The organism is Salinicola sp. MIT1003, assembly GCF_001858555.1.
Classification (GTDB): Bacteria; Pseudomonadota; Gammaproteobacteria; order Pseudomonadales; family Halomonadaceae; genus Salinicola; species Salinicola salarius.
In genome coordinates, this window is sequence record NZ_MCAP01000017.1 from 1 (window position 1) to 25,106 (window position 25,106).

Genomic DNA, 25,106 nt, shown 5'->3' on the forward strand with positions numbered 1-25,106 from the left:
ATGAATTGCTGAAGAAGCTCTCTCGCTGCTAGCAGAGGATAACTTCTATAGGCGATCCGATCATCCGGGACCCTACAGCTAGTCGAAACCAGAGCCCGCATCGCAGCCTGGCGAAGGAATTACAACGAGTACCACCTGCACGGCGCTATTGAAAATCTCACCCCTCAAAATTCGCTACGAGTTGGCAAGCCAGCCAACAGACGAAGCAGAAAGAATATCAATCAACCCCAAGGCCTACTAACTAGGCAGAGGTAATAAAACTGGGATAAGTCAGAAAAATTTCACAGCAAGATATGTCCGGTTTGACGACGCGCCACATCGCTCCCAGCACCCGATTCATCCCGTTTAATAATTCGGACTCCCTCACTAATCTCAAGCAGTAAATAAAACCAAACTTACAGGAGATCCAAGTGCGTGAGTGCTGACGCGGCTTAAGTCGTATAAACGAAAGTCGCGATTGAAAGTCTCTTTCTCCGACCGTAGCGTATTCCACATACCAAAACATAATTCCGTTAAACGGAATAACAGGGCCAGTATCTAGCATGAACAACCCGGTACAAAACGACGCGCTAATTGACGACTACGTTGCCCGTGATGGCACCGCGCTACGTTTCCGTCATTGGCCTTCCGCAACAGACGCCGATCACACCCCGGTTCTCTTTCTACACTCGCTTTTTTTCGATGGCTTAATGTTTGAAGCCGTAGTACCCCATCTAAATGCAGGCCGCGACTGTTACGCCCCCGATCATCGTGGCCAAGGAGCCAATCTAGCTGGCGGTTCAACGCCCACAATTGACCAATTGGCTGAGGATGTCGCGGTCTTTATCGAACAGCGAATAGGACGTCCAGTTCATCTGTTCGGCAGTTCGATGGGCGGTTATGTCGCTCTCGCCCTGGCCTTGCGGCACCCGATGCTGATTCGCTCCATGACACTGGCATGCTGTAGCGCTGAAGAGGAACCCGATAAGGCTCGCTTCCAGGCATTGGAAGCACAACTGCGCCAGACAGGCGGCATAGGGCAGCAGATGCGTCTGGCGTCACTGATGTTTGGTTCACGCTTTCTGGAACAGGGCGACAGCACCGTGCTGGCGCACTGGAAACAGCATTTTGGGGCACTGAGCCCTGACATCGCCGCGGCGGTGCGCGGAGTCTACACCCGCCCCAGGGTCGAAGCAGAGTTACCGCGGCTGAACATGCCACTGTTGCTCATCAGCGGCAGCCTCGACCGCGCCAAGTCCCCCGCCGACATGGAACTCATCGCTGAACGGGTGTCGGGTAGCCGCCATCTCGAGTTCGCCGAAGCTGGACACACACCGGCGATCGAATCTCCTCGTGCCTGCGGCAGGGCGCTACGCGATTTCATCGACGAGGTGGAAGCGATGGCTTCCCGACACCGCGTCGCCCCTTCACAATCAGGAGCTGAAGACGTGACAGAGAGCATCGATGACATCCACCAGACAGATGGCACGGGATGGTGCGACGACGCCCTGCCGTTCGACGATCTGGACCTTGAATCCCGCCAAGACTTCATGATCGACGATGGGCAAGTGCTGCTTTGCGGGAGTCGTTCGCCCTCGTCGGGCAATCTTGCTTTCCCGCAACGCACGGTGTGCCAGCAGACCGGCGCGCGGGACATGACACCGATTACTTTTGGCCCCCGGGGAACGCTTTACTCATTCGCCACAGTGCACGTCTCGTCGTCCCGCAAGGTGCCTTACACCATTGGCTATGTCGATTTCGATAATGGTCTGCGGGTTCTAGCTGAGGTGCGTGCGCCGGATCCCCAAGCGCTGGCCTGCGACATTCCGGTCGAGCTGGACGCAGACAAGGCTTGTTGGTACGTCGTTCCCACCAATATAGGAGCCGCCCGATGAGCTACGCCAACCTAGTGGGTGCTGCCATGATCCCTATGGGCAAGTATCCAAACGCTAGCTACTCCGGACTAGCCGTCCCCGCAGTGCTCAATGCGTTGCGATCGGCTGGAATCGACGCCAATGAGATCGAATCGGTAGTCTGCGGACACGCCTTCGGCGGCATGTTAACCGCCCAGCGCATCGCCAAGGAGGTGGGCATCGGGAGAGTGCCGATGATCAACGTCGACAACGCCTGCTCCGGGGGCGCTACTGCGCTACATCAGGCAGCCAAAGATATCTTGGCCGGGCGGCACGATATCGTGCTCGTGATCGGCGTCGACAAACTCACTCAGTTTGGTGGCGGTGTGCTACCGCTGGTGGCCGAGGACCCGGAGGTGCAGGCTGGAATGGTAATGCCGGCGCTTTATGCCATGCGGGCACGGCGCTATCTGCATGAACGTGGGGTCGACGCGTCCACGCTTGCCGGCGTCAGCGTCAAGTCTCGACGTCACGGCGCAAAGAACCCCTACGCCCAGTACCGCAAGGAGGTCAGCGTCGAGGAGGTGCTGACGTCGCGCCCCATTGCCGATCCGCTGACCCTATTCCAATGCTGTCCAACCGGTGACGGCGCCGCCGCTCTGGTGGTGGTTTCAGAGCGCGTCCGGCAGCGATTGAGAAGGCCCACGGTGCGTATTCGTGCGTCGGTACTCCACTCAGGCCAAGCGACATCCGGTTACCGCGACATGCTCGACCCAGAAATCACACGCCATTCGGCCAGCGACGCCTACGAAGCGGCCGGTATCGGTCCCGAGGATCTAGACCTCGTCGAACTACACGACGCTTTTTCCATCGCCGAGCTGGTCTACTACGAAGCCCTGGGACTGTGCGCTCCTGGTGAGTCGGCCGGCTATCTACGCGACGGTCGCAGTACCTACGGCGGTGACGTAGTGGTCAGCCCTAGCGGTGGACTTCTCTCCAAGGGCCATCCGGTTGGCGCCAGCGGCGTGGCACAGGCGGTAGAGCTCTACTGGCAACTGACCGGCCAGGCCGGGCAGCGACAGGTGGAGAGCGCTCGACTAGGGCTAAGCCATGTCACCGGCGGGGGGGTCGCCGGAATGGACCACGGGGCCTGCACCGTTCACATCTACGAGCGCATCGCGCCGTAACGACGTCATGCCGCTGCGTATAGGAGAGAACATGACAGAGACGTCCACCGGCACCGTCAGCCGAGCCCTCAAACTGCTTGCATTCATCGCCGATGCCGAGGGTGAAGTCACTGTTAAACACGTATCCGAGGCGATGGGACTGGCGCCCTCGACGGTGCACCGGCTGCTCAACCTGCTACGCGCCGACGATTTTGTTACCACCGGTACCAAGTCAGGAACCTATGCCATCGGCCCTCAGTTCTATCGAGTCGCTGCGCGGGTGGTCAATAGAGTATCGCCTAGCGCCCTAGCACAGCCGATGCTCGATTCGCTGGTGCAGCAGTATGACGAAACCGTGGTGTTCGGCCTCTACCTGCCTGCCGAGCGAGCCATGAGCTTCGTCGCCCGCTCTGACGGCCAACAGCGTCTGACCTACCGCATGGACATGAACCGGCCATTATCACTGGTTTGGGGTGCCTCCGGTAAGGCAATTCTCGCCTATCTGCCTGACGACATCGTCGCCGAGGTGCTCGGAGCCGAGTGCTCATCCCCCGCCAGCGGGGCGTCACCGCCGGAGCCGACGGCGCTGCATGAGCAGCTTGAGACGGTGCGTCGGCTTGGCTATGCGGTGAGCGAGGACGAGAAATTGCACGGTGCCCGCGGAATCGCGGCGCCGGTATTCGGCGCAACCGGCATCCTCGGTTCACTCTGCCTCACCTCGCCCAAGGGGCGCCTCGACGAGGCGGAAGTGCCGCGGATCGGTGAAACCATCGCGCATCACGCCTACACCCTTTCTAGCCTGTTGGGAGCCTACCCCGCATGAGCGATATATCCTCCAGACCGCTTGCCGGATACCGAATTCTGGATATGACCACCTTCCTCTCCGGTCCATTCTGCACCCAAGTATTGGCCGACATGGGCGCTGACGTAGTCAAAGTAGAGGCGCCCGGCGGCGATTCTAGTCGCGTCATCCCGCCTCATTTCGTGGGCGAAGATAGTGCCTATTATCTGGCCAACAATCGCAACAAGCGCTCGCTGGCGATCGACATGAAGTCGCCTGAAGGTCTCACCTTGGTACGGCGACTGATCGGCGAGGTCGACGTGGTGGTGGAGAACTTCCGTCCCGGTGTTCCGGCCCGTCTCGGCCTTGATGTCGAACAGATTCGGGCTGAGCAGCCCCGTCTGATTTGGGCCTCGATCAGCGGTTTCGGTCAGACCGGATCGATGCGAGACAAGCCCGCCTATGACATGATCGTGCAGGCGCTCTCTGGCGTCATGAGTCTCACCGGCGAGCCCAACCGCCCCTCAGTGCGTCTCGGTATCCCCGCCGGGGATACAGTAGCTGGGCTCTACACCGCCATTGCCATCAACGCCGCGTTGGCCGACCGCGAGCGTTGTGGCGAGGGACGGGTGGTCGATGTCTCTATGCTCGACTGTCAATTGGCGATGCTCTCCTACCAAAGTGCCTATGCCCTGATTGCTGGCGCCACCCCATCACATCAGGGGGCGCGGCATGACTCCATTCCCACCTATCGCTCCTTCATCGCCGGTGACGACCGCGAACTGGTAATCACCGCCAATACTGAACGCATGTGGCAGGGCTTGTGCCGCGGACTCGGCCACTCGGAGCTGATAGATGATCCGCGCTTCTCCGATGGCGGCCGGCGACTTGAGAACTGCAAAGCGCTGTGGGCGATCCTCGAACCCGCCTTTCGCCAACGCGCTGCCACCGAGTGGGTCGAGACGCTGAGCACCGAAGGAGTGCCGGTGGCGCTGATCAAGACGGTGCCGGAAGCGCTCGAGGATGCCCGCACCAGCGGCCGCGACATGATCCTGCCGCTTGAGGACGCCGATGGCCATCACATCGAGGTGGTCGGCAATCCGGTCAAGTTCGCCAATGCTGATGGTCACTTGGCTCGCTACCCGCCAGAGTTGGGCCGCAACGCCGCAGAAGTGCTCGGAGAATGGCTCGACATGCCGGTCGCGGAAGTCGAGGCGATGCATGCCAACGGCGTGCTGCGTGAGGGGCGTCCGGCATGATTCCAAGCTGTGTTCAAAGCGGCTCCGGTGAACTCGGAACCGTCGTGGCGCTGCACTCGCTAGGGCTCGACGCGGCGGCCTTCACTCCGCTGGGGCACTGCCTCGGCCAAGGGTGGCGTCTGATCACCTTTGATCAGCTCGGCCACGGCACCCGGGCGCTAACGCCGCCGACGAGCTTTGAGGCGTTGGTCGATGATGCTGTAGCAGTAGTCGAGACGCAGCAGGCTGGGCCTGTTCATCTGTTGGGGCATTCGATGGGGGGTGCGGTGGCGGCGCTGGCCACCGCACGTGCTGATGTTCGGATCGCCTCGCTGACATTGGTCGCGACGCCGCCGATGGGTCTGCCGGCTTTCGTTGAGCGGGGCGAGCAGGCTCTGAGAGGCGGTATGGAAAATGCGATCGAAACTACCCTTGCTCGCTGGTTCGGTGCCGGTGAAGAAGACGATGTCGCCCACCGCTACGCGACACGCAGCCTGAGGCGCATGACCCCCGCCGGCTACGCCGCCTGCTGGCGCGTTTTCGCCAGCTTCGGTGGCTATCGTGAGCTGGTAGCTAAGTTGCCTTCGACCTTACTGCTGGCGATGGCCAACGACATCTCGACGCCACCTTCTGCGCTGACGGAGATCGCCGATTCCTTTTATGCCGATAGCCGGGGTGCCGACATTGAAATGGTGACTTTGCCGAACTCTGGCCACATGGGGCCACTGACCCACCCAGCGGCGCTGGCCGAGGTCTTGACATCGTACTGGCGGCGCTGCAGTTGCCTCGCCGAAGCCGCCTCCGCATACCGTAATAAGGAGTGAGTTAATGACAAGCCAACCCTCCACAGCCGTGCGAGGCGCACGTCTGCAGGGCCGCGTTGCACTCGTCACTGGCGGCGCCTCCGGCGTCGGCCAAGCGGTAGCCGAGCTGCTAATCGAATACGGTTGCCACGTCGCCTCTCTCGATCTCACTCGCGACGGGGTGCCAGCCGGTGCCGAGGCACTGATCGCAGACCTGCGCGACCAGAGCGCTGTCAGCGACACGGTCGACGCTTTCGCCGCCTCCCACGGGCGTCTCGACGTGCTGGTTAACAACGCTGGCGTCAGTTTTGTTGGCGGGGTTGAGGAAGGAAGTGAAGCGGATTGGCTGCGCGTACTCGATATCAACGTGCTGGGACAGATGCGCGCGCTACGCGCTGCCCTCCCGTGGTTGCGCCGCTCGACGGCCGCCTCGGTGGTGACCATGTCGTCCTGCACTGCAGTCAACGGCATCCCTCAGCGAGCGCTTTACTCTGCCAGTAAGGGCGCAGTGCAGTCGATGTCGCTATCGATCGCCGCCGATTTGATCGCCGAAGGCATTCGCTGCAACTGCGTCAGCCCGGCGACGGTTGATACCCCCTTCATGACCGAACTAGCCAATCGCACGACGGACCCGGCGGCGAAACGGCGTGAATTCGAAGCGCGGCAGCCTACTGGCCACATGGTCTCGGCGCGCGAGGTGGCGGAAGCGGTGGCTTGGCTGGCCGATCCCGAGGCTCGCTCCACCACCGGCGCCACGTTCGTTCTGGATGGCGGCATGGGCACGCTGCGGCTTGCCTCACGCCTTGACTGATCTCGACACAGGAAAACAGCACAATGAATAACAGCCAGATGGACTTCACTCAGCGAGTCGTCATCATAACCGGCGGTGCCCAAGGCATTGGCCGGGCTTACGCTCTTGAGTTCGCCGCCGCCGGTGCCCGAGTGGTGGTAGCCGACCTCAATTCCGACAAGGCTGCAGCGGTCGCCGCCGAGATCACCGCTAGCGGCGGTCAAGCGCTCGGCCTGGCGGTCGACGTTTCTGACCGCGTTAGCGTCGATGCCATGGTCACCGCCTGCCTTGAGGCGTGGGGCCAGGTGGACGTGCTGATCAATAACGCGGCGGTCTTCTCGACCCTAAAGATGAAGCCGTTCGAGGAGATCGATGTCGACGAGTGGGATTTGGTGATGAACGTCAACGCCCGTGGCGTCTTCTTCTGCTGCCAGGCGGTTGCCGCCGCCATGCGCGAGCGAGGCAGCGGCAAGATCATCAATATCTCTTCCAGCGTGGTCCAGACCGGGCGCGCTCACTACGCCCACTACGTCGCCTCCAAAGGCGCGGTGGTCGCTCTGACCCGGGCGCTGGCCACTGAGTTGGGCGACTCCGGCATCAACGTCAACGCGATCAGCCCCCACGGTATCGTTACAGAAGTCCCGCGCGACACCATCAAGCCCGAGCAGTGGGACGCCATCCTTGCCGCCCAGGCGCTCAAGCGCAAGGGCGGTGTTACCGACATGATCGGAGCCACACTGTTTCTGGCCTCTGATCACAGCAACTACATCACCGGCCAGACGCTCAATGTCGACGCTGGCCTGCGTTTCAACTGACCTCGGAGGCAGTGCACATGACCCAACAATTTTCCTGCGATATCACTCGTGCCGGCGACCGCGAGCACCGCATCGCGGTGATCGACGGTCCCAACATGTCTAGTCTTGGCAACCGTTCAAAGAAGGTCTACGGGCGCATCGGATCGCTCGATGAGCTGAAAACCTACATTGCAGACTACGGTCGCCGACTCGGTGTCAGCGTTGAGAACTTCTCCTCCAACTATCAGGGGGCAATTCTCGAATTCATCCACGAATCGGCAGCCCGCGTCGACGGCTACATCATCAATCCAGCTGGGCTGACTACGGTGGGCGAAGGCGTGCGTCACGCCCTTGAAGACACTGGACGACCAGTGGTCGAGGTACATTTTTCCAATATCGCCGCCAGCGCCGGCGCAGCACGTGGGCTAGGTGGTGGGAGCATCCACTCCAGCTTCACCCATACCGCCACTGGCATGACCATGGGGCTGCGTCAATACAGCTACGTAGCGGCCCTGACCGGACTCGTCCACGCCCTCGATGACCAAGATTTTCTGGGCGCCAGCATCGACACAGACTAACTCTGCAGGGCAACTCACAATAACCGGGAGACACGCCAGATGAACAACTATCAAAAAGCTTTTTTCGCCGCTTGTGCCTCGCTGAGCTCGTTCGCCGCGATGCCGGCCGCCGCTGATATAGAGCCGGTTCAGCTCGAATTTGCTCATATCTACAATCCGGACGATCACTGGGGCATCGTCGCTGAAAACTTCAAGGAAGCGGTCGAGAAGCGCTCCGATGGCAAGATCACCATTCACATCTCTCCTAGTGGCACGACCGGCGACTGGCCTCAGTCCATCGAGGGGCTGCGCATGGGCACCAATCAAATCGTGCTGCAGAGCATCGGCACCCTCGATCGCTATGGTGAGTTGGCCGGTATCGAGTCCTACCCCTATCTGATCCGCGATCTCGACCACTTCAATAACGTCTATTACGGATCCGTCGGTCAGGACTTGTTCGCCGCTATCGAGAAGCAAACCGGATTTCATCTCATCGGAGCAGCCTACCGCGGTGCGCGCCAGCTCAGTGCCAACCGAGCTATTAAGACGCCTGAGGATCTCGCCGGACTCAAGATGCGTGTACCGCCGCTCAAAATGTATCGAGAAACCTGGAATCAACTCGGCGCCAGTCCAGTACCTATGGGCATGGCCGAGGTTTTCACCTCGCTCCAGCATGGGCTGATCGATGGTGAGGAGAATCCGCTCGAGGTGATACGTAACGCCAGCCTCTATGAGGTACAGGACTACGTGAACACGACTAACCACGTGATGGGTGCAATGACACTGATCTTCTCGGGCTCCTACTTCGAATCATTGCCCGAGGAGACCCGTACCATTCTCACCGAGGAAGGCAACCGAGTGATGCAGGCAGCCACGATGAAGATGATCGCAACAGAATCCCAACTGCGCGCTGATCTGCAGAGCAAGGGCGTGACCTTCGTGGACAGTGATCGCGCCGCCTTTGCCGAGAAACTTGCCAACAGTGACTTCGCGGACGACTTCCCGGCGCTTCAACCATGGGTGGAGCGCATCAAGGCGGTCAAGTAACCACTTTCTCCTGCTCGCTGTCGGGCCCTGGGCCCGACGTTACGCCTAATAGACGCCGGGAGTGGATTATGGAAGGAACGACGAAGCAAACATTCAGCGACAATCATGGTGCGGTGGCAACCACGGCACTATTCATCCGTTACCTGCTGGATATCGTCCTGGGATCGATGATGTTCGTTATGTGCGTGGTGATGGCCTGGCAGGTGTTCGCTCGCTACGTGCTAGGCGATGCCTCCTCATGGTCCGCCGAGGTCGCACGTTCGCTGATGGTATGGATGGCGATGGTCGGTTCCGCCGCGGTCATCCAACGCGGTGGACACGTCACGGTCACCGTATTGCTGGATCGCCTGCCCCTGACGATTAAAGGGGGGATTCTAGTCATTCGTGATTTGATCATGCTGATCATCCTTGGAGTGATGTTCTTTTACGGACTCTCATTCGCCGAAATGAATGCCATCCAGCTCTCGGCAGCCCTAGAAATCTCTATGGCCTGGATTTACGCCTCGCTTTGGGTTGGCTCGGCGCTGATGGCCGTGGTGCTGGTGCTGATTCGATTGGAAAGGCGCGCCCCCGACTGGACCCGTGACGCCGACGGCTTCGAATAGGAAAAAGCCATGTCCACTATTGCCATTCTTACCCTGGGCACCTTCGGCCTGATGCTGATCGGTTTGCCCATTGCCTTCGCTATCATCGGCGCCTCGGCACTGACGTTGATGTTCGTGGGCCATATCAGCCTGATGGTGATTCCCCAGAACCTTTTCATCGGTCTGGATAGTTTCTCCCTGCTGGCGATTCCATTCTTCGTATTGGCGGGCAGTCTGATGAGCGCTGGAGGGATCACTCAACGATTGCTTGATCTCGCCAATGCCCTGCTGGGCCGCTTTCGCGGCGGTCTGGCGATGAGCAGCGTGCTCTCCTCGGCACTGTTCGCGGGGATTTCAGGCTCGGCGGTGGCCGATACCAGCGCACTCGGCCGCATTTTAATTCCGGCCATGAAGGAGTCGGGCTATCCGGCGCGCTTTGCTTCCGGCATTGTAGCCTCGGCCAACGTGATGGCGCCTATTATCCCGCCCTCCATACCGTTCATCGTGGTCTCTACCTTGACTGGGCAATCGGTGATCACGCTATTTCTCGCCGGTATTCTGCCAGGGTTGTTCTATATGTGTGCGCTGTTCGGGCTAGCGGCTTGGATCAGTCACCGCCGCCAGTATCCGCTGCAGGGGCGCTCGAGCGGACACGAGATCTGGGTTGCCTTCTACCGCGCAGCGGCAGGGCTGGCACTACCAGTGCTGATCGTCGGCGGTATTCGCAGCGGCATCTTCAACATTACTGAAGCTGCCGTGGTCGCCGCTCTCTATGCCTTACTAGTCGGGACTCTCGTCTATCGTCGCATCACACTGCCGGTGCTAGGCCGAAGCTTGGCCTCGGCGGCGCGAACCACCGCGCTAATTATGATTATCGTGGCGGCAGCGCGCCTTCTGGGCTGGTTGATGGCCTATACGGGGATTCCCGCCATAATCTCAGATTTCGTGATCACCAACATCGACAACCCCTTAGTATTCTTGCTGTTTGTCAATGTGCTGCTGCTGGTTGTAGGTATGTTCATCGAAACCAACGCCGCACTGGTTATGCTGATCCCGGTGCTCTACCCGATAGCAATGAAACTAGGGGTCAATCCCACGCACTTCTCGGTAATCGTAGTGGTTAACCTCTGCATCGGGCTGATCACCCCGCCGGCTGGACTTTGCCTCAACATCTCTAGCGTGCTGGCCAAGATCGGTCTGGAAGAGGGCACGCGCGGCGTGCTGCCCTTCTTACTGACGGCGATCGCCACGCTTATAGCGCTGACCCTGTTTCCGCAGATCACACTACTACTGCCCGAACTGCTGGGAGGAAGTTAAACGATCAGAGCGTCCTAGCCGAAGGGCACCGCGGGGACTGGCTTGATAAGGTAGGAAACGCAGCGTGCCATACCGCGACGGCTTGGCACGCGCATTTTCCATCGTTTAAGAATCGTTCATGGGCTAGTCTCGGTGAGCAGGTATGCTGAAAGATCTTACCGTCCTATTCCAGTAGCACGAGCCGCACACGTGAAGGTCGCCTTGGTGTCATGTGTGAAGAAGGCCAAACAGCTGGTGCCGCAGTCTGCGCGCCTACGCTTGTCAGCAGGCCGATTGCTGGTATGTCCTATGAGCCGAACACGGCCTTCTGGAGCCGGATGCCGTTATCGCCCCCTCCGAGCGAACCCTGAATTGTATGCGCCCCTCCCCCCCCCACTGGCAGCCAGCGCTTGACTATCCCAGTGTGGCGGAGGCAAAGTCATCCCTCATTGAGTATGATCGGATACTACAGTAGTCTCCGGCCGCACAGGCATAACGATGGGCTGCCCCGAGTGGGGGGCTGCAAAGAAGTACTGGAATGCTCAAAGACAGTGGCCAAAAACAATTGACCACTACACCCCTCTGTCTGTTGATTCTCAAGCGACTATACGGGTGGCCTGGCGTTCAGGGCGCGACGCATGGATTCGACGTCGGGATGAACGTATTCCATCGTGGTGCGTATATCGGTGTGATTGAGTATATTTTGGGTAACGTGGATATTGCGCTCAGGGCTTTCCATCAAGCTCGTCGCGAGGAAGTGACGGAAGCGATGCGGAGACATCTTATACCCTGTGAGATCTGATAGCGCCTGAAAGAATCGCTCGACCTGCCAGGTATCCATCGTTGTGCGTTTATGGCGATGACTGAATCGATTCACATTAAACAGCTGGTCCTTTCTTTTAAAACCGGCATTATGCGCCGCCACGATTAACGTATGGATATACGGGTACAAACCGTCAGGTATGGGGAGAATGCTCTCCGAGTGTGTTTTTGAGCCCACTGCTGATGCTCGAAAAACGCGCTTTTTGAGATTGATGTCTCCCGCTTCCAAGTGAAGTAGCTGGTTCAGTCGAATCCCCGTGTAGAAGAAAGTCTCCATCAGTGACTGCCAAAACCAGGCCGGATGGATTTTCGATGCCTCCTCGTAGCAAATCTCATAACGGCGGCAAATGTCCAACACCTCACGCGCGTAGCGGATCTGCAGGGGCTGGAGCGACTTCTTGGACTGTTTGGGCTGTTTGACGGAAACCTCGTTGAAAGGATTCTGGGTGCATGCGATCAGTTGATATTTTATACCGAAGCTGTAGAGCGCCTTGAGATGGCGTGCGTAGTTATTCCAGCTGGATTCAGCTATGCCGTCCGGTTTATCCAGCGTCCGTATTATCGATATCCTCCACTCGATCACCATGTGTCGTGTGACCGTACTTGGATAGGCTTCATAACCCAAATAGCGTCTGAATAACCGTACGACCGCGGTGTAGGTGCTGACGCTCTTGGGCCGAAGGTGCTTATCTGCTGCATAGCGGCTCAACAGCTCCAGAAACGATACATCATTCATTTGACTCTTCCTTCTCTCCTTGTGTTGTTAACAGAGTCAATACCCAATTGTCAGGAGGTATCCGCTGACTCACCTCGCGTGGATCTTTGATCAGGTACCCCTTCAGCAGTCTGGTCTTGTTCGGTCCCTCGACAGAGACGTTGTGGATGTTTTGCCCTTGAGTTCTGACGTGCACGCCCAGCTTTTGGAAGCGTTTCTGAACCGCTTTCCATTGATCTTCATCGTTCAGTACCGCTGCACTGAAACGCCTGAAGATGCCTGGACTGACGAGAAAATAGGTGCCGCCCACCACATGGACGGGTGCCTTAGTGTCGTTGATGACGATAGAGTGATCCTCAAGTCCCATCTTCAACCAATGCCAGAACCGCTCACCGAGATCCGAATTATCATTCGCATTTTTGGTGTTCGACGTTAGTCGAGCCTCGCTCGTTTTATCAAATATATGTGAATCAGCGCTGTGTAAGTCTTGTAACACTGGCTCGGTGTAAACTTCAGAATCCGCAGGTCCTGGCGTCTTCCCGGAATCTATCTCAGGGAATAGAGCCATGATGTCATTGTCGAGGGTATCCTCGATCGGAGTAGACACTCTCTCTGATCGCGGCTTCGACGAGTTAGGTCTGGACTGCAAGGCGTTGCCCGTCTCCGCCTGACTGTCGGACTCGTTTTTCTCCCTCGTAGATGCCAGCGCCCCAACAGTCGATTTCTCCTCGTCCGGAGCTCCTTCCCCCTTGATCGTCAGCTTGCCACTGAATGGTTCCGGCTTACCCTCCACACCCCAGATCAGGGTTGGAGGCACCTTGATCATGTTGAATGACTGCTCCCACTCGCCATCCACGATGTCGCACTTCCAAACCGATTTCCCCTCGCTGACCTCCTCGATCAACCCATGAGCCTGTAGCTCGCCGTAGAGCCTGTTCAGATTCGCCGGGATGCTCTTGACACCTTGCGCGTACAAATGTGTCTTGAGTTCGTTGACCGCTTTCGGCGACACCAGCCACAAAGCCTCGTCCGTGAGCCATCCAGTCCCCCCCTTCTGGTTTAGCTGGAACTGTTCCCTGACCAAATACCGAAGTCCCTCGGCCAGCTTTCGCTGAATTGACTCCACGGGCGCTGAAAGTGCCTGTACCGGGTCACCGCCCAATGCCTTTGCAACGCTCGCTCGATCCGCCTGATGGATCAGCTCCGCGATGATCCCGCCACGCTCGGTGTGTCCCGTAATGGTGTACATGAACAATGAAAAGAGCTTGGGCTGGGTCATCATCCAATCGAGAACCCTTGCTCCGAGGACTTGTTTGCATAGCAATGGATTAACCGCAGTATGCAGGTGATATTCCCGTCCAGATCGATAGCGAACTCGATAGGGAGCCGGAATAGGGCCGTGCCATAGTCGCCATTCACTCCCACTCTCAAGATGGATCTCGACGTCGACCAGCGTCTTGGCGACATCGTGCATGAGAGCTCCATAGATGACGGCGGCACTCCATAACTCCCCAGAAGAGCTTTGATCTTCCGGTTTTGCGCCTGGTGGGAGTAAGTGACGTTGTCTCAGTCTTAACCCGTAACAAGCCATCTCGAGAGCGTGATCGAGCATGCCGCCCGAGTAGGCATGGTGATGAGACTCTGACGCTGGAAGGAGCTGTACCAGTTCGGCGTAATGACAAACTGGTGCGAGCAGGTACTCGTTGAAAACACCCTGGGTCAACGACGTCGTGTCCCAGAGCAGCTTGACCATCTGCTGACGACGCGGGGTCTTGAGCAGTTCCTGCCCCGATTTGGGGGTGTGAAAGCCTTCCCGGTCTCGAGTTACTGGGCTGGATCGCGCGAATAGACCTAAGCGTCGCATCATCTTTATTCCCTAGAACTGTCATCTCAAAAGACATATGTGACAGGGATCTATGCTTGGGCGAAGCTGAAATGTTAAACCGATTCGGTGAGGTTTCTTGCACTGATGCGGCACAGTGCCACAACCCCCGGAGGACCTATAGTTGAAGTCTGCGACACGAGCCGGTCGACAGGGTATCGAGCAGCGTGCAGGACACTCCCTACGACAATGACGTGACTTTTTGGTAGGTTGGTCTGCAGCAATTGGTGATCTCCCGCGAAGACTTCTTCGAGGCTTAGTCCGCCTCAGGCTCAGACTCGTAATCAACGTTCGGCAGGTAGTAGACGTGAATCAAAGGAAAAGCGCTGAAGCTAGAACAAAGACGAATTCACGAGTTGTAGGCTCGCTGCAAGCGGCTGAAGCAGAAGACAAGCATACTAAAAAACTACCGCCCTTTTTATGTTGGCTGAGATGTCGACTTACTCCAATGCCTAAACCCCCGCCCCCACGAGGAGACCTTCTCGAAGGCCTCGGGGCTGATGCCGCCACGATGTCTGTCTCCGACTAAGGTTCTGCAAGAACTATGACTTGCAGTTCACGAAGAAGGCCAAGGCAGGAGTCCACAGGCCACATACCTGCGATATGGTCTGTTACGTCACAACTTCGAGCACCGCCTGACGAAGCCCTTCCATCCCTGGAGCAACGGACAGGTCGAACGAATGAGGTGCACAATCATGAAGGCAACGACCCGGGCGTTGTCATCACTTCACGGTATCAGCCCAGTCCCACTTGAAAGATTATCTTTGGGCCTATAACAGATTGGGAGCGAGACTCACATATGCTCCTCTTGAGCAATGGCGACATTCACAAGCATCTGGAGTTTCGAGCGAGGATTGACCAGTCGCCCTTGCACTACGTCCTCTTCCTTGAACCGGGCCATGTAGATCTTCCGCTCCGTCATCCGCTGCCAATCATAAATTACAAAGATGGAGCCGTCCTCGCCTTCTGTTGCATCGGGATAGGAGACGTCGTCTCTGGCATCCAGTAGTAGCGTGTAGGGCCAGGTAGCTCCATCGTCTTCGCTGATCATTGCTGTGAGATTTGTTCTACCTTTCCAAGTCTTGACATCTCCCTGGGAAGCGACCTCTTCTTTGCTCAGTCGGCAGTCGAATCCGTTGTGGTTGATCATTAGAAGCCTCCCAGACTTCAGGCGCCTGATATGGAATCTAGAGCATGGTCCGTCAACATGGCTCTTCCGGCCATCTGACCAAGTCCGGCCTCCGTCCTGAGAGAATGCCTCTCCGATGCCGTCGTAGCAGCGGACTAGCATCCACAACGTGCCATCCTGCCTTTCGACGATCATGTGTTCATCGAACTGTCTATTGGGTACATCAGCGCTGCCCCGGTACGCAAAGGTTTCCCCCTGGTCAGATGTCGCGTAAACGTTTGAAAAGCGCTCGTTGGCAAGCCCAGGATGCTTTTCCGTGGGTTCGTGGTCGGACCAGATAGCACATGGAAACAGCCAATCGCCCGCCGTCGTCGCAATAGGCTTATTCATCATGATGCCGTTGGCGATCCTTCGTGGTGCCGACCAGGAGGGGATATCATCATCGGGATTATTGGAGGTCGAGACCCAGACACCGACCCTTCCGTCAAAAAACTCTCTGCTCTGGTTCCAGGTCAGCCACATCCTTCCCTGCGGATCGGACCAGAGGCAGGGGTCATAGCACCGGACCTCCGGGTCGTCGTGCTCAACCACGAGCTCAACGCTTTGCCAGTTTTCACCTTCATCATCGCTGATGCTGACCACGACGAAGTTTCCACCACGTTCAGTTTCCATTCCTGTATACCAGTTGGCGTAGAGACGCCCCGTCGGTGTTCTTTCGATCGAGGGGATACCTTGCCATTTACGAAAGTTATCCTGAAACCTCATTTCCTCGGGTCGAATCAGAATATTGGCGGGAGTCATGGCTCCGATATTTGTCATGTGCTTATTTTCCTTGGCTAGCTGAAGGCTTCAGATGAGGGGCGAGAACGTCGGGGTTGTTCCGGAACCACTCGATATACTCAGAAATCTGTTCGCTCAAAGGCCGAGGTATCCAATTAAGATCTTGACGCGCAGAACTAATCTGATAAGCCCCGTTCTTTCCTGAAATCGAGTCGGGGTCAAGGTCTACATCAGCTTTATCGGCAAGAGCTAAAATGGCCTCCGCGTCGAACATGGCTATGAGGTCTTTCACTGGCGTGAGGATGCCCGAGGCAAGATGATAGGTAGTAGACCTCACCTGTTCAGCGCTTGATAGCGTGACTAGGGCCTCCGCTACATCGACCGCGCTAATCCAATCCCCGCTGGCATGCATACTTCGTTCACTTAGTGTCACAGGAGAGCCCGAGACTACCGCTGACGCGAGATGGAAAGGTAAGGACATTGAGGCACGCCCAGGACTGGGACGTTCCATGGGACCAAAGACTTTCGTGAATCTGGCTGTTGGTGTCTCAAGGTTATAGAGTTCGCCATACCGGTTAACGATCATTTCAGCAGCAGTCTTGCTGATTCCGTACATCTCGTCTGGCATGGTCGGAGCCCGTTCGGGAATGGGGTTCTCTACTCCTTTCCCCCCTCCGTACACGGCCGCACTGGAAGCATGGACGATTCGGCGCACGCAAGAACTCTTACGAACGGCTTCCATTAGTCGGACTGTGCCCATAACGTTGACATCAATGTACCGTGAGGGGTCTACCTCTTCCCATTCAGGAACATGGGTCACGGTGGCACCATGGATGACGACTTCAGGTTGCGCAACTGTGAGGACAGCCTCAATAGCATCTTGATCTCGTATATCCATCTGATGGAAGTCCACTCGGTGCACATCAGGGCCCAAGTAACAGATCAGAAGATCGTCTGGCTTTGATACATCGATAGCCGTAATACTAGCCTGAGGAAACTTGTCGAGAATCCGTTTAATAAACACACTCATAACGAATCCACGAGCACCAGTAATAAAATAGCGCATTACGCTTTTCCTCTCGGATGAGAAGTACGGTCAGCGGAGAGCGAGTCTATTGCTTCTTGAACTGTAAGCACCCCGTGGTACCCAAGCCGGTTAGCTAACACTGCTGCTTGCGGAGGGCGCACATTGGTTCCTTCGAGAACCTCGGGGCGACTGAATACGTCGTGTGGAGTGCCGTCCGCTAGAACCTGACCACTTTTCATCGCGATGACTCGAGAGGCATAGCTAGCAACGAGCGCCATATCATGGGAGATAATGACCACCGTCTTCCCATTGCGGTTGAAATTGGCGAGAAAATCCAGAATTACTCTGCCCTCGTCCAAATCTTGTCCAGTCGTCGGCTCGTCAATCACAGCTATCTGAGGGGCCATTACCAGAGTGGAGGCAATGGCCAAACGTTGACGCTCACCCCGGCTAAGGTGGACTGGATTGGCCTCCTCCCGACCTGCAAGGCCTACAAGCCGCAGAGTCTCCTCGACTCGCGCTACCCAGGTGTCTCCAGGAACGTCAATATTTCTCAGGCCGAATTCCAACTCCTCTCGGCACGTGTCATGAAAAATCTGCCGGTCCGGGTTCTGGAAGACATAGCCGACTGTTGAGGCAAGTTTATGAAGGGGAACGCCCTGAGTGGAGAAGCACTCGTCGTCAACCCCACGCAGAAAGACCTGACCGTTCTTGTTAGTGGGTTTGAGAAGCCCATTGAAGTGTTTGGCTAGAGTCGTCTTTCCAGAACCATTCTTGCCAATAATGGCGACGAACTCTCCTCGAGTGATGGACAGGTTGATTCCAGTGAGTGCATGCACATTACCACTGTAATTATGCTCTATGTTCTGAATGTCAATAACACTCATTTTCCTCACCGTGCCACCTCCTGACTCTCTGGGGAATCTTGGGATGTAACCGAACCCCAAATCTCAACCGCTTCATCTAGGCTCAGGGGAAGCGTTTCAGATGGCCAAGATGAGAGAGCCTTAAGGCCGAGAGCTATTTCTAGTACCTGTGGCCGGTAAGGCGCTTGATCTCCTGTGAACACTTCGCGCGGAGTACCGATATCTGCCACTTTTCCTTTGTCCAGCACCATCAGCCGGTCAGCGTAAAGCGCCAACTCCTCCACCTTGTGTTCCACCAGAACCACAGTCACTCCTTCTGCGGCTAATAAGCGGATGGCTTCCATAACACTCTCGGTGCCTGCGGGATCCAATTCAGAAGTGGGTTCGTCCAGAAGGATCAATGCAGGATTGAGGCAGAAGATCGAAGCCACTACGACGCGCTGCTTCTGCCCGCCTGAAAGAGCATGCGTGAAACGATCGAGAAGTTCTTCGATATCGAAGAGCTTGGCCGCCCTATCGAGGCGATGTTGCATCTCTCTGACCGGGACTCCTTTATTCTCCATTCCCCATGTCAGTTCCTCGCGCACCATGGTATTAACAAGTTGAACCTCAGGGTCTTGGAGGACTAACCCCACGTTCGATGCAATATCCGAGAGCCCTCCGTATTCATCGAGACTCTTACCCAGCATCTCAATACGGCCACGATATGCAGCCTCCTGCTCGTGGTGTGGAATTACCCCGGCGAGTACTTTTAGTAATGTCGACTTTCCAGCACCGGTTGAGCCCAGAATCCCGAACACCTCACCCTTTCCGACCTCGAACGACACGGAGTCCAAAGCGCGTTGTTCAGCTCCTGAGTAGCGGAGTGTTAGTCCATCGACTACGATCACTGGTTCTCGTTTTATCATTCTCCTAAGCTCCTATGATCGGCTCGTTGAAGTACACCTGGAGTGCAATGATTGCCGCTGCGATGAGTACTACGCCCAGAATAAAAATACAGTCACTTACACGGAGCTTGAGCGCCCGATAGTAGGTTCTAGTCCCTCGAAGTTCATACCCCCTCAATGCCATCGAAAGAGAAATCTCACCGCTTCGTTTCATGGATCCTACGAGCATAGGAAATAACATACGGACAATAGCCTTCCCACGCCTGACGGGGTTCGCAGAAGCCCCATCCGAAGACCCGCGAACTGCCATTGCTGTAAGAAGTGTTCTCGCCTCGTCCTGCATCAACGGCAGGAATCTAAAAGCAAAGCTAGTCAGATATGCAAACTTATACGGTACTCCCATTTTATGCAGAGCTAGCGAAATATCGGAAGGGCTCGTCGTTACTGAGAATCCGTAGAAGCAGATGCCCATCGCCAGAAGCCGAATACCTATTCCAAGACCAAGCATGATTCCACTTTCAGAGAAGTCGACCGAACCAATCTTAAAAAGCGGGTCGCCAGGCTGAAGCAGTGATTGAAGTAAAGTCAGAAGAATAATCAGAGGCACGACAAGGGCGATCGCTCTCCAATACTTTTTCGGAGTAAGGCTAGCGAAGATACAGAGCCCTACGATAACGCTTACGGTAAGAGTGACCAAAGCATCAATGCGAGTTGTCGTCAAGGCTAAGGCCAAGACCACCACCACCATCAGAATTTTCACTCTAGGGTCGGCGCGATGAAATATCGTATTTCCTCGTTTATACAGCATTTTCCACCTTTATCCTTTTGAAATTCAGGTCAAATATCCGACGACCTGGCAGACTCCTGCCCTTTAGAAACAAGCCCAGTTTTCAAAAGGCGTTTCATGATTCCATAGGTGATAAAGCTGCCAAGCAGATAGCAGGGCTGAACGATGAGGATCTGGATGACTATGAAGTCCCAAGGGAGATGCAAAATGACTCGGTTTCCGACACCGAACATCATAGCGTCAAAGATACCGCCAACCTGGCCGATCAGGATAACCTCCCATAATTTAAGTCCTCGATGCTTCGACTTCATGAGCCACACGAGAATCGCGATAGGCACAGTATGCGAAATATTCGTCAGGAATAAAAAAGGTGCCATCGGCTGAGAAGCCGTAAGGTTAGAAATAATTGGGTTAATCCATGCGGTGATCAGCGCTCCTGTCAACCCGAAGAAAGTCGCCGATGGTACCCAAATAGCACACACAACGATAGCAGACACAATAGGGACGGCGCCGCCAGTCAACGCCAGATCTAGCCGCTCTGTTATCTGGAGGACCACAGCCATGCATAGCCCCAGGAAGACGCAAGTAATGATTGTCTTCGTGTCACGGGGAAAGAGCATGAACTTCCAATTCGGAAGAACGCTCCACTTTGTTTTTGTTGATACCTTTTCGTTGCGCATTTTTCTTCCCTCTTTAAATGACTTAACGTTATTTCTTCACATCAGAAGTAACGCTTTTTGTGTGTCGTGGAGAATGATGGGTATGCCAGTGTTTTGCAATATCAACCCTGCGAGTGAGCCATACGCCATCCTTTTCGGCGACATAGTCAAGGAACTTCAAAAGGTCAGATGCTCGTCCAGGCCGGCCACTCAAGCGGTTGTGAAGGCCTATACTCATCATCTTGGGCGATTCCCGGCCTTCCTCATAGAGAAGATCGAACGCCCCTTTTAGGTATGCGGAAAAGCTGCTCATTTGGAACCCATAACCATTCACATACCTGCCATCGTTATTGTCCAGCGTGTATGGAATGACTAGTTTAGAACTCCCATCGACATCCACCCAGTAAGGTAGATCATCCGCGAAGGAATCCGAGTCGTAGAGGAACTCCCCCGCTTCGTGAATAAGCCGTCGCGTATTGGGTGACATTCGCCCGGTATACCAACCTCGGGGACGTGCGCCAGTCACCTGTTCATGCAACTCAATTGCGCGAGTAATGTGGTCCCGCTCCTGTTGCTCCCCCATTTCAGAATAGTCGATCCACCGCAACCCGTGAGAGGCGATCTCCCAATGTGCTTCCTTCATTGCGGCTACTGCTTCGGGGTTCTTTGCCATGGCTTCTGCAATGCCGAATACAGTGACGGGAATGTTACGCTCAGTGAAGGCTCGGTGTAGACGCCAGAAGCCTACACGTGAGCCGTACTCGTATTGCGACTCCACGTTGAGGTTGCGGAGATGCGGAATTCCCTTCGTCGGTTCCTCAGTGAGGAACGCCTCGGAATGTGAATCACCATGGAGCACAGAATGTTCTCCACCTTCTTCATAGTTGATGACGAACTGGACTGCGACGCGCGCACCGCTCGGCCAGCGGGGGTCCGGAACGTTACGCTCGTACCCAATAAGATCACGAAGATACATGCCTTCTCCTCTACTAGCTCTCTCCAGGGCAAAAACCATCCTGACGATGGCTTGTCATTTATGACTACATAGGCGTCAATCTAGTCAGGCGACTGTCATCTGTCAACACCCTTTCTTCTTACACATCCAGAAGCTCCCTTCTCGAGCCACATAAATATCATGAAGCTATGCTGGCTCTGGGGCTTATGGTTCCTCTAGGAGTGGAAAGTTTGATCGTAATTGACTAACCTCTGCCATCTTGGTGAACTAAAAAAGTATCGAAAGCGAGGGAGTTTGATGGCATACGACCGTGAAGGGACGCTCCATGCCCTGATGGCTGTGTTGGCTAGCAGTTCAGCGCCAATTGGCACCAGATCAGCGCAGCAAGCTTTGGAAGAAATGGGTCTCAATATGAGCGAATCCTCCATATCGCGACGTCTACGAGAGCTTAATGAACGCGGCTGGGCGATTTCTTTGGGAACGAAGGGAAGGGTTATTTCGCCTGCAGGTCGAGAGCAACTTGCAGAGTTCGAATATTCATCCCCCTCAAAATCACCTATAAGTCGTGTCGTCGATGTACGGAGCGTCCAAGACGTGCTCGACCTGCTCTATGCCAGGAAAGCTGTCGAAAGTGCAGCCGCTGCGAGCGCAGCCACTCATGCCACTACCGAGGACATAAAGGCACTACAGGCTCTTCTAAAAAAGCATCGGGAGGCCCTTGGCACCGAACAAATGGCCACTCAGCCTGGGCTCGACTTACATAGAAAGATTGCTGCCATTGCCCCGAACCGAATGCTCAAAATCTTGACAGGTCTTGTACTTGCACCACACCTCGACCGCGTAGAAGCAGTTCTTGACATAGTTTTGTGTGGTCATTTGCATCAGTCTTGTGTGGTCGATGAGCACCAGAAAATTGTCGATGCCATCGTTGCTCGGGACGCCAAGGCGGCGGAACAAGCTGTTGACGAACACTTTGATAGCATGATCAAGGCTGGGGAAAAGTCCATCGTGGGGGACAACGCTTCCATTATAACTCGTTTGCTTTCCTGGATGGATGCGGTCAGTGGTCCTACCGGATCATCAGGGTCATTGTAAAACAAGCTATGATTAGTGAAGCCAACGTGTGTGCGGAGAAGGAGTTTCCGAGCGCCTGATGAAGAACGCTCGGTGATTGAAAAATGGACCCATCCTCGATCACTCGCGTGGCATGGCGCAGCGCCACGAAGCGGCGGTGGCGGTGGCGGTGGCGGTGGCGGCGGACACATTGCTCTTACAGCATCCAGAAATTAAAAGCTCGGCCATGCTATTCCGTTGACAATGACAGGCGATAAATTCCTAGCGCGAGCCATAACTCCTCATCGTATACCATGACTCATAATAACCAAGCCGTTGTCAGTACGCAGTGGAAACGGGACTTACCCTCGTGCCAATGAGCAATTGGGATGAACCTGCATCTGCTTAAAAGTACCATGGCAACACTAACCTTGCCGCAATGGAACAGATGACAGTCCAGCAGCCGAGCACGGCAATCCAGGACCAGCACCAGCGTAAGCCAGCCCTCACGCCCGCCCCAAATCCGGCGGAGGCCAATCAATCAGTCTATAGCAACCGATGGCAGTGACTGAATGTATGGCTGCCGCGCCAACGATGCATTACCCCACCAGCAGAGACGGGCTCATAGCAGCGGCGAGGCTAGTGCCAGCTTACGCGTTGCGATTCAGCCTTAATGAATTATGCCGAGCCAGAAACAATTTCGGGATGCTGTTTTTCAAGCCTGTAACTATACAGAATAATTATCTGAACCACCGTCAGCGCTATAGGAATAATGAATAGAAGTGTTGTTATTGCATCCTTTACCTGGGGAGTGATCATCTCGGGGTCATAACCCGCAAGACCCAGAAAGTAGCCCACAAAAGCTGCCCCGATGGCGCTTCCAAATTTGAGAGCGAAGCTGTAACCCGAGTAAAGCGTGCCCTGAGACTCTTTCTTATGTTTCCACTCATGATAATCAATCACATCTCCCAACATCGTCAAGTTGGCTGGATCGCCAAAGCCAATCATGAAACTAGCCATAAAAAAGGCAAAACCAAAAGCATAGACATGTTGCCCACCGCCGGAAAAATAAGCGAGGGCCAGAAAAACAATGGCCAGCATATACATCAGTATACTGGAGTTCCGACTGCTGTAACGCTTCAGCAAGGTCAGTGCCAGCACCCCCCCGGCCAGATTGGCCACATTCAAAATGGTGATATAGATATAAACCGATTGGGGCTCTCCCAGCACGTATTTAACGTAGTAAATCAGGACTCCATTCATGACACCCTGCCGTGCAAACCAGACGACGGAGTTTAAGGCTATGATCAACCAGTACCTGTTGGTGACCATTTTTTTGATATCGCTGACGATACTACCCTTGTGGGTGGCGGCTGCAGGTACCGAAGTGCGCTCATGACAGTTTTTGAACACCAACCAGAAAAGCACTATACCAATGATGGAGTAGACCCCCATGACAACCGGAAAACCGGTACTCAGGTCACCGTCACCAAGATAGCGAGCCAGCGGCAGGGTCAGGGCACCGACGATGATGGTACCAATCGATCTACCGATAGCGCGATAACTGTTGAGCTGTCCCTTTTCGCCCGAATCCCTAGTTGTAGGGTCCCGGATAATCAAATCGCTTACAGGAGTTATCCTCTGCTGACAGCCAGGGAGCTTCTTCAGCATCACGGATAGCGAGCTGGCCCGTCAGTATGGCGTTGCCACCGCGACCATCCGGCGCTGGCGGTACCGGGACGATGTCCATGACCGACCGCACACGCGTCACAACCTGTTGGCCACTCTGACTTCCGAACAGGAAGAGGTGCTGATCGCAGCCCGCGAATTCCTCCGCCTCGGCTTGGATGATCTGCTCGTCGTGGCGCGTGAGTTCCTGAATCCCCGGTTGTCTCGTTCCGGCCTGCATCGCATGCTCAAGCGGCGCGAGGTGCCGACACTGATGGAACTGGCGAGACAGGACGCCGGCGGGGACGAGAAGCCTCGACATAAGCCCTTCAAGATCTACGAGCCCGGCTACGTACACATCGACATCAAGCACCTGCCCCAGATGCCCGACGAGCAGCAGAAGCGCTACCTGTACGTCGCCATCGACCGTGCCACGCGCTGGGTCTATCTGGAGATCCGAAGCAGTCAGTCCGCGAAGGATGCGCGGGCCTTCATGAAGCGGATGAAGGAGAAGGCCCCCTTCACGATCCAGACGGTGCTGACCGACAACGGCAAGTCGTTCACCGATCGCTTCACACGGGCGGATGAGCGCAAGCCCAGCGGACGCCACCCCTTTGACCAGGAGTGCCAGGCCCATGGTATCGAACACCGCCTGATCAAGCCGGGGCGCCCGCAGACGAACGGAATGGTGGAGCGCTTCAATGGCCGTATCAGCGATGTGCTGGCGACTCGGCACTATGCATCAGGCGAGGATCTGGAACAGACGCTCACGCGCTACTCTTGGCTGTACAATCACCATATTCCGCAGAAGGCGCTGCACCATCTATCACCGATCGCAGCAATGAAGGAATGGCAGGCCAAACGGCCAGAGTTATTTACCAAGCGGATTATCAATCACACGGGACCCGACAGAAGGCGAGTTCACGGTCAAGAAATGGATCGAGCGGGGGCAATGGCAGCTGCTCTGCTCCGGCGGTAACCGCTACCC

General features: G+C 55.9%; 22 protein-coding genes and 2 pseudogenes. 14 read left to right on the forward strand and 10 right to left on the reverse strand.

All coding sequences use genetic code 11. The annotated features are described in order from the left end of the window. Positions 1–542 precede the first annotated feature (542 nt). The 11 genes from BC443_RS18195 to BC443_RS09065 all read left to right on the forward strand — a co-directional run bounded on the left by BC443_RS18195 (position 543) and on the right by BC443_RS09065 (position 10,909). Complete coding sequence (locus BC443_RS18195; protein ID WP_083387303.1) at positions 543–1,874, forward strand: alpha/beta fold hydrolase; 1,332 nt, start codon at positions 543–545, stop codon at positions 1,872–1,874. Further along, positions 1,871–3,019, forward strand: a complete 1,149-nt coding sequence (locus tag BC443_RS09020; protein ID WP_071231510.1) for a thiolase family protein — start codon at positions 1,871–1,873, stop codon at positions 3,017–3,019. The genes BC443_RS18195 and BC443_RS09020 overlap by 4 nt, the downstream gene beginning before the upstream one ends. 31 nt (positions 3,020–3,050) lie before the next feature. Beyond that, entirely contained in the window at positions 3,051–3,821 is a 771-nt protein-coding gene (locus BC443_RS09025) for an IclR family transcriptional regulator (protein ID WP_071231511.1), read from the forward strand. Then, a complete protein-coding gene (locus BC443_RS09030; RefSeq protein WP_071231512.1) occupies positions 3,818–5,038 on the forward strand; it encodes a CoA transferase in 1,221 nt (406 codons plus the stop codon). The genes BC443_RS09025 and BC443_RS09030 overlap by 4 nt, the downstream gene beginning before the upstream one ends. Beyond that, entirely contained in the window at positions 5,035–5,841 is an 807-nt protein-coding gene (locus BC443_RS09035) for an alpha/beta fold hydrolase (RefSeq protein ID WP_071231513.1), read from the forward strand. Before BC443_RS09030 ends, BC443_RS09035 begins: the two co-directional genes overlap by 4 nt. Before the next feature lie 4 nt (positions 5,842–5,845). After that, positions 5,846–6,631, forward strand: coding sequence for an SDR family oxidoreductase (locus BC443_RS09040; protein WP_071231514.1), 786 nt, complete (start codon positions 5,846–5,848; stop codon positions 6,629–6,631). Between the two features lie 23 nt (positions 6,632–6,654). Next, positions 6,655–7,425, forward strand: a complete 771-nt coding sequence (locus tag BC443_RS09045; protein WP_210766271.1) for a glucose 1-dehydrogenase — start codon at positions 6,655–6,657, stop codon at positions 7,423–7,425. Between the two features lie 17 nt (positions 7,426–7,442). Beyond that, positions 7,443–7,982, forward strand: coding sequence for a type II 3-dehydroquinate dehydratase (locus tag BC443_RS09050; RefSeq protein WP_071231515.1), 540 nt, complete (start codon positions 7,443–7,445; stop codon positions 7,980–7,982). Between the two features lie 39 nt (positions 7,983–8,021). Beyond that, the gene (locus BC443_RS09055) at positions 8,022–9,008 is read left to right on the forward strand and encodes a TRAP transporter substrate-binding protein (protein ID WP_071231516.1); all 987 of its coding nucleotides are present in this window, start codon (positions 8,022–8,024) and stop codon (positions 9,006–9,008) included. Positions 9,009–9,076: 68 nt separating this feature from the next. Continuing rightward, a complete protein-coding gene (locus tag BC443_RS09060; RefSeq protein ID WP_071231517.1) occupies positions 9,077–9,613 on the forward strand; it encodes a TRAP transporter small permease in 537 nt (178 codons plus the stop codon). Between the two features lie 9 nt (positions 9,614–9,622). After that, on the forward strand, positions 9,623–10,909 hold the full coding sequence (locus BC443_RS09065; protein ID WP_071231518.1) for a TRAP transporter large permease: 1,287 nt from the start codon (positions 9,623–9,625) through the stop codon (positions 10,907–10,909). 583 nt (positions 10,910–11,492) lie between these two features. Here BC443_RS09065 and BC443_RS09070 read toward each other — a convergent pair. Together BC443_RS09070 and mobH are read right to left on the reverse strand one after the other, a co-directional pair. Continuing rightward, positions 11,493–12,446 (reverse strand): tyrosine-type recombinase/integrase, encoded by a 954-nt coding sequence (locus BC443_RS09070; RefSeq protein ID WP_071231519.1) that lies wholly within the window; start codon positions 12,444–12,446, stop codon positions 11,493–11,495. Then, positions 12,439–14,292, reverse strand: coding sequence for a MobH family relaxase (mobH, locus tag BC443_RS09075; RefSeq protein WP_071231520.1), 1,854 nt, complete (start codon positions 14,290–14,292; stop codon positions 12,439–12,441). The genes BC443_RS09070 and mobH overlap by 8 nt, the downstream gene beginning before the upstream one ends. Positions 14,293–14,933: 641 nt before the next feature. Between mobH and BC443_RS19075 the strand changes: the two are divergent. Beyond that, positions 14,934–15,036, forward strand: a pseudogene (locus BC443_RS19075) (IS481 family transposase); the annotation flags it as partial. A gap of 64 nt (positions 15,037–15,100) precedes the next feature. Here BC443_RS19075 and BC443_RS09080 read toward each other — a convergent pair. Genes BC443_RS09080 through puuE form a run of 7 tightly spaced genes read right to left on the reverse strand, consistent with a single transcriptional unit; the run spans position 15,101 to position 21,418 of the window. Beyond that, positions 15,101–16,255 (reverse strand): sialidase family protein, encoded by a 1,155-nt coding sequence (locus BC443_RS09080; RefSeq protein WP_071231521.1) that lies wholly within the window; start codon positions 16,253–16,255, stop codon positions 15,101–15,103. A gap of 4 nt (positions 16,256–16,259) precedes the next feature. Next, positions 16,260–17,282 (reverse strand): NAD(P)-dependent oxidoreductase, encoded by a 1,023-nt coding sequence (locus BC443_RS09085; protein ID WP_071231522.1) that lies wholly within the window; start codon positions 17,280–17,282, stop codon positions 16,260–16,262. Beyond that, complete coding sequence (locus tag BC443_RS09090) at positions 17,282–18,130, reverse strand: energy-coupling factor ABC transporter ATP-binding protein (RefSeq protein ID WP_071231554.1); 849 nt, start codon at positions 18,128–18,130, stop codon at positions 17,282–17,284. The genes BC443_RS09085 and BC443_RS09090 overlap by 1 nt, the downstream gene beginning before the upstream one ends. 5 nt (positions 18,131–18,135) lie before the next feature. Beyond that, positions 18,136–19,017, reverse strand: a complete 882-nt coding sequence (locus BC443_RS09095) for an ABC transporter ATP-binding protein (RefSeq protein ID WP_071231523.1) — start codon at positions 19,015–19,017, stop codon at positions 18,136–18,138. 4 nt (positions 19,018–19,021) lie between these two features. Then, positions 19,022–19,804, reverse strand: a complete 783-nt coding sequence (locus tag BC443_RS09100; protein ID WP_071231524.1) for an energy-coupling factor transporter transmembrane component T — start codon at positions 19,802–19,804, stop codon at positions 19,022–19,024. 29 nt (positions 19,805–19,833) lie between these two features. After that, a complete protein-coding gene (locus BC443_RS09105; RefSeq protein ID WP_071231525.1) occupies positions 19,834–20,463 on the reverse strand; it encodes a hypothetical protein in 630 nt (209 codons plus the stop codon). A 28-nt stretch (positions 20,464–20,491) separates the two neighbouring features. Next, entirely contained in the window at positions 20,492–21,418 is a 927-nt protein-coding gene (puuE, locus tag BC443_RS09110) for an allantoinase PuuE (RefSeq protein WP_071231526.1), read from the reverse strand. A gap of 276 nt (positions 21,419–21,694) precedes the next feature. Here puuE and BC443_RS09115 point away from each other — a divergent pair, with 276 nt between their 5' ends. Further along, positions 21,695–22,492 carry an FCD domain-containing protein gene (locus BC443_RS09115; RefSeq protein ID WP_071231527.1) on the forward strand — a complete coding sequence of 266 codons (798 nt, stop codon included), beginning with the start codon at positions 21,695–21,697 and terminating at the stop codon, positions 22,490–22,492. Between the two features lie 636 nt (positions 22,493–23,128). Here BC443_RS09115 and BC443_RS09120 read toward each other — a convergent pair. Then, entirely contained in the window at positions 23,129–24,121 is a 993-nt protein-coding gene (locus BC443_RS09120) for an MFS transporter (RefSeq protein ID WP_071231528.1), read from the reverse strand. Positions 24,122–24,134: 13 nt separating this feature from the next. Between BC443_RS09120 and BC443_RS09125 the strand changes: the two are divergent. After that, positions 24,135–25,097: pseudogene (locus tag BC443_RS09125) on the forward strand (IS481 family transposase); the annotation flags it as partial. Between the last annotated feature and the right edge of the window lie 9 nt (positions 25,098–25,106).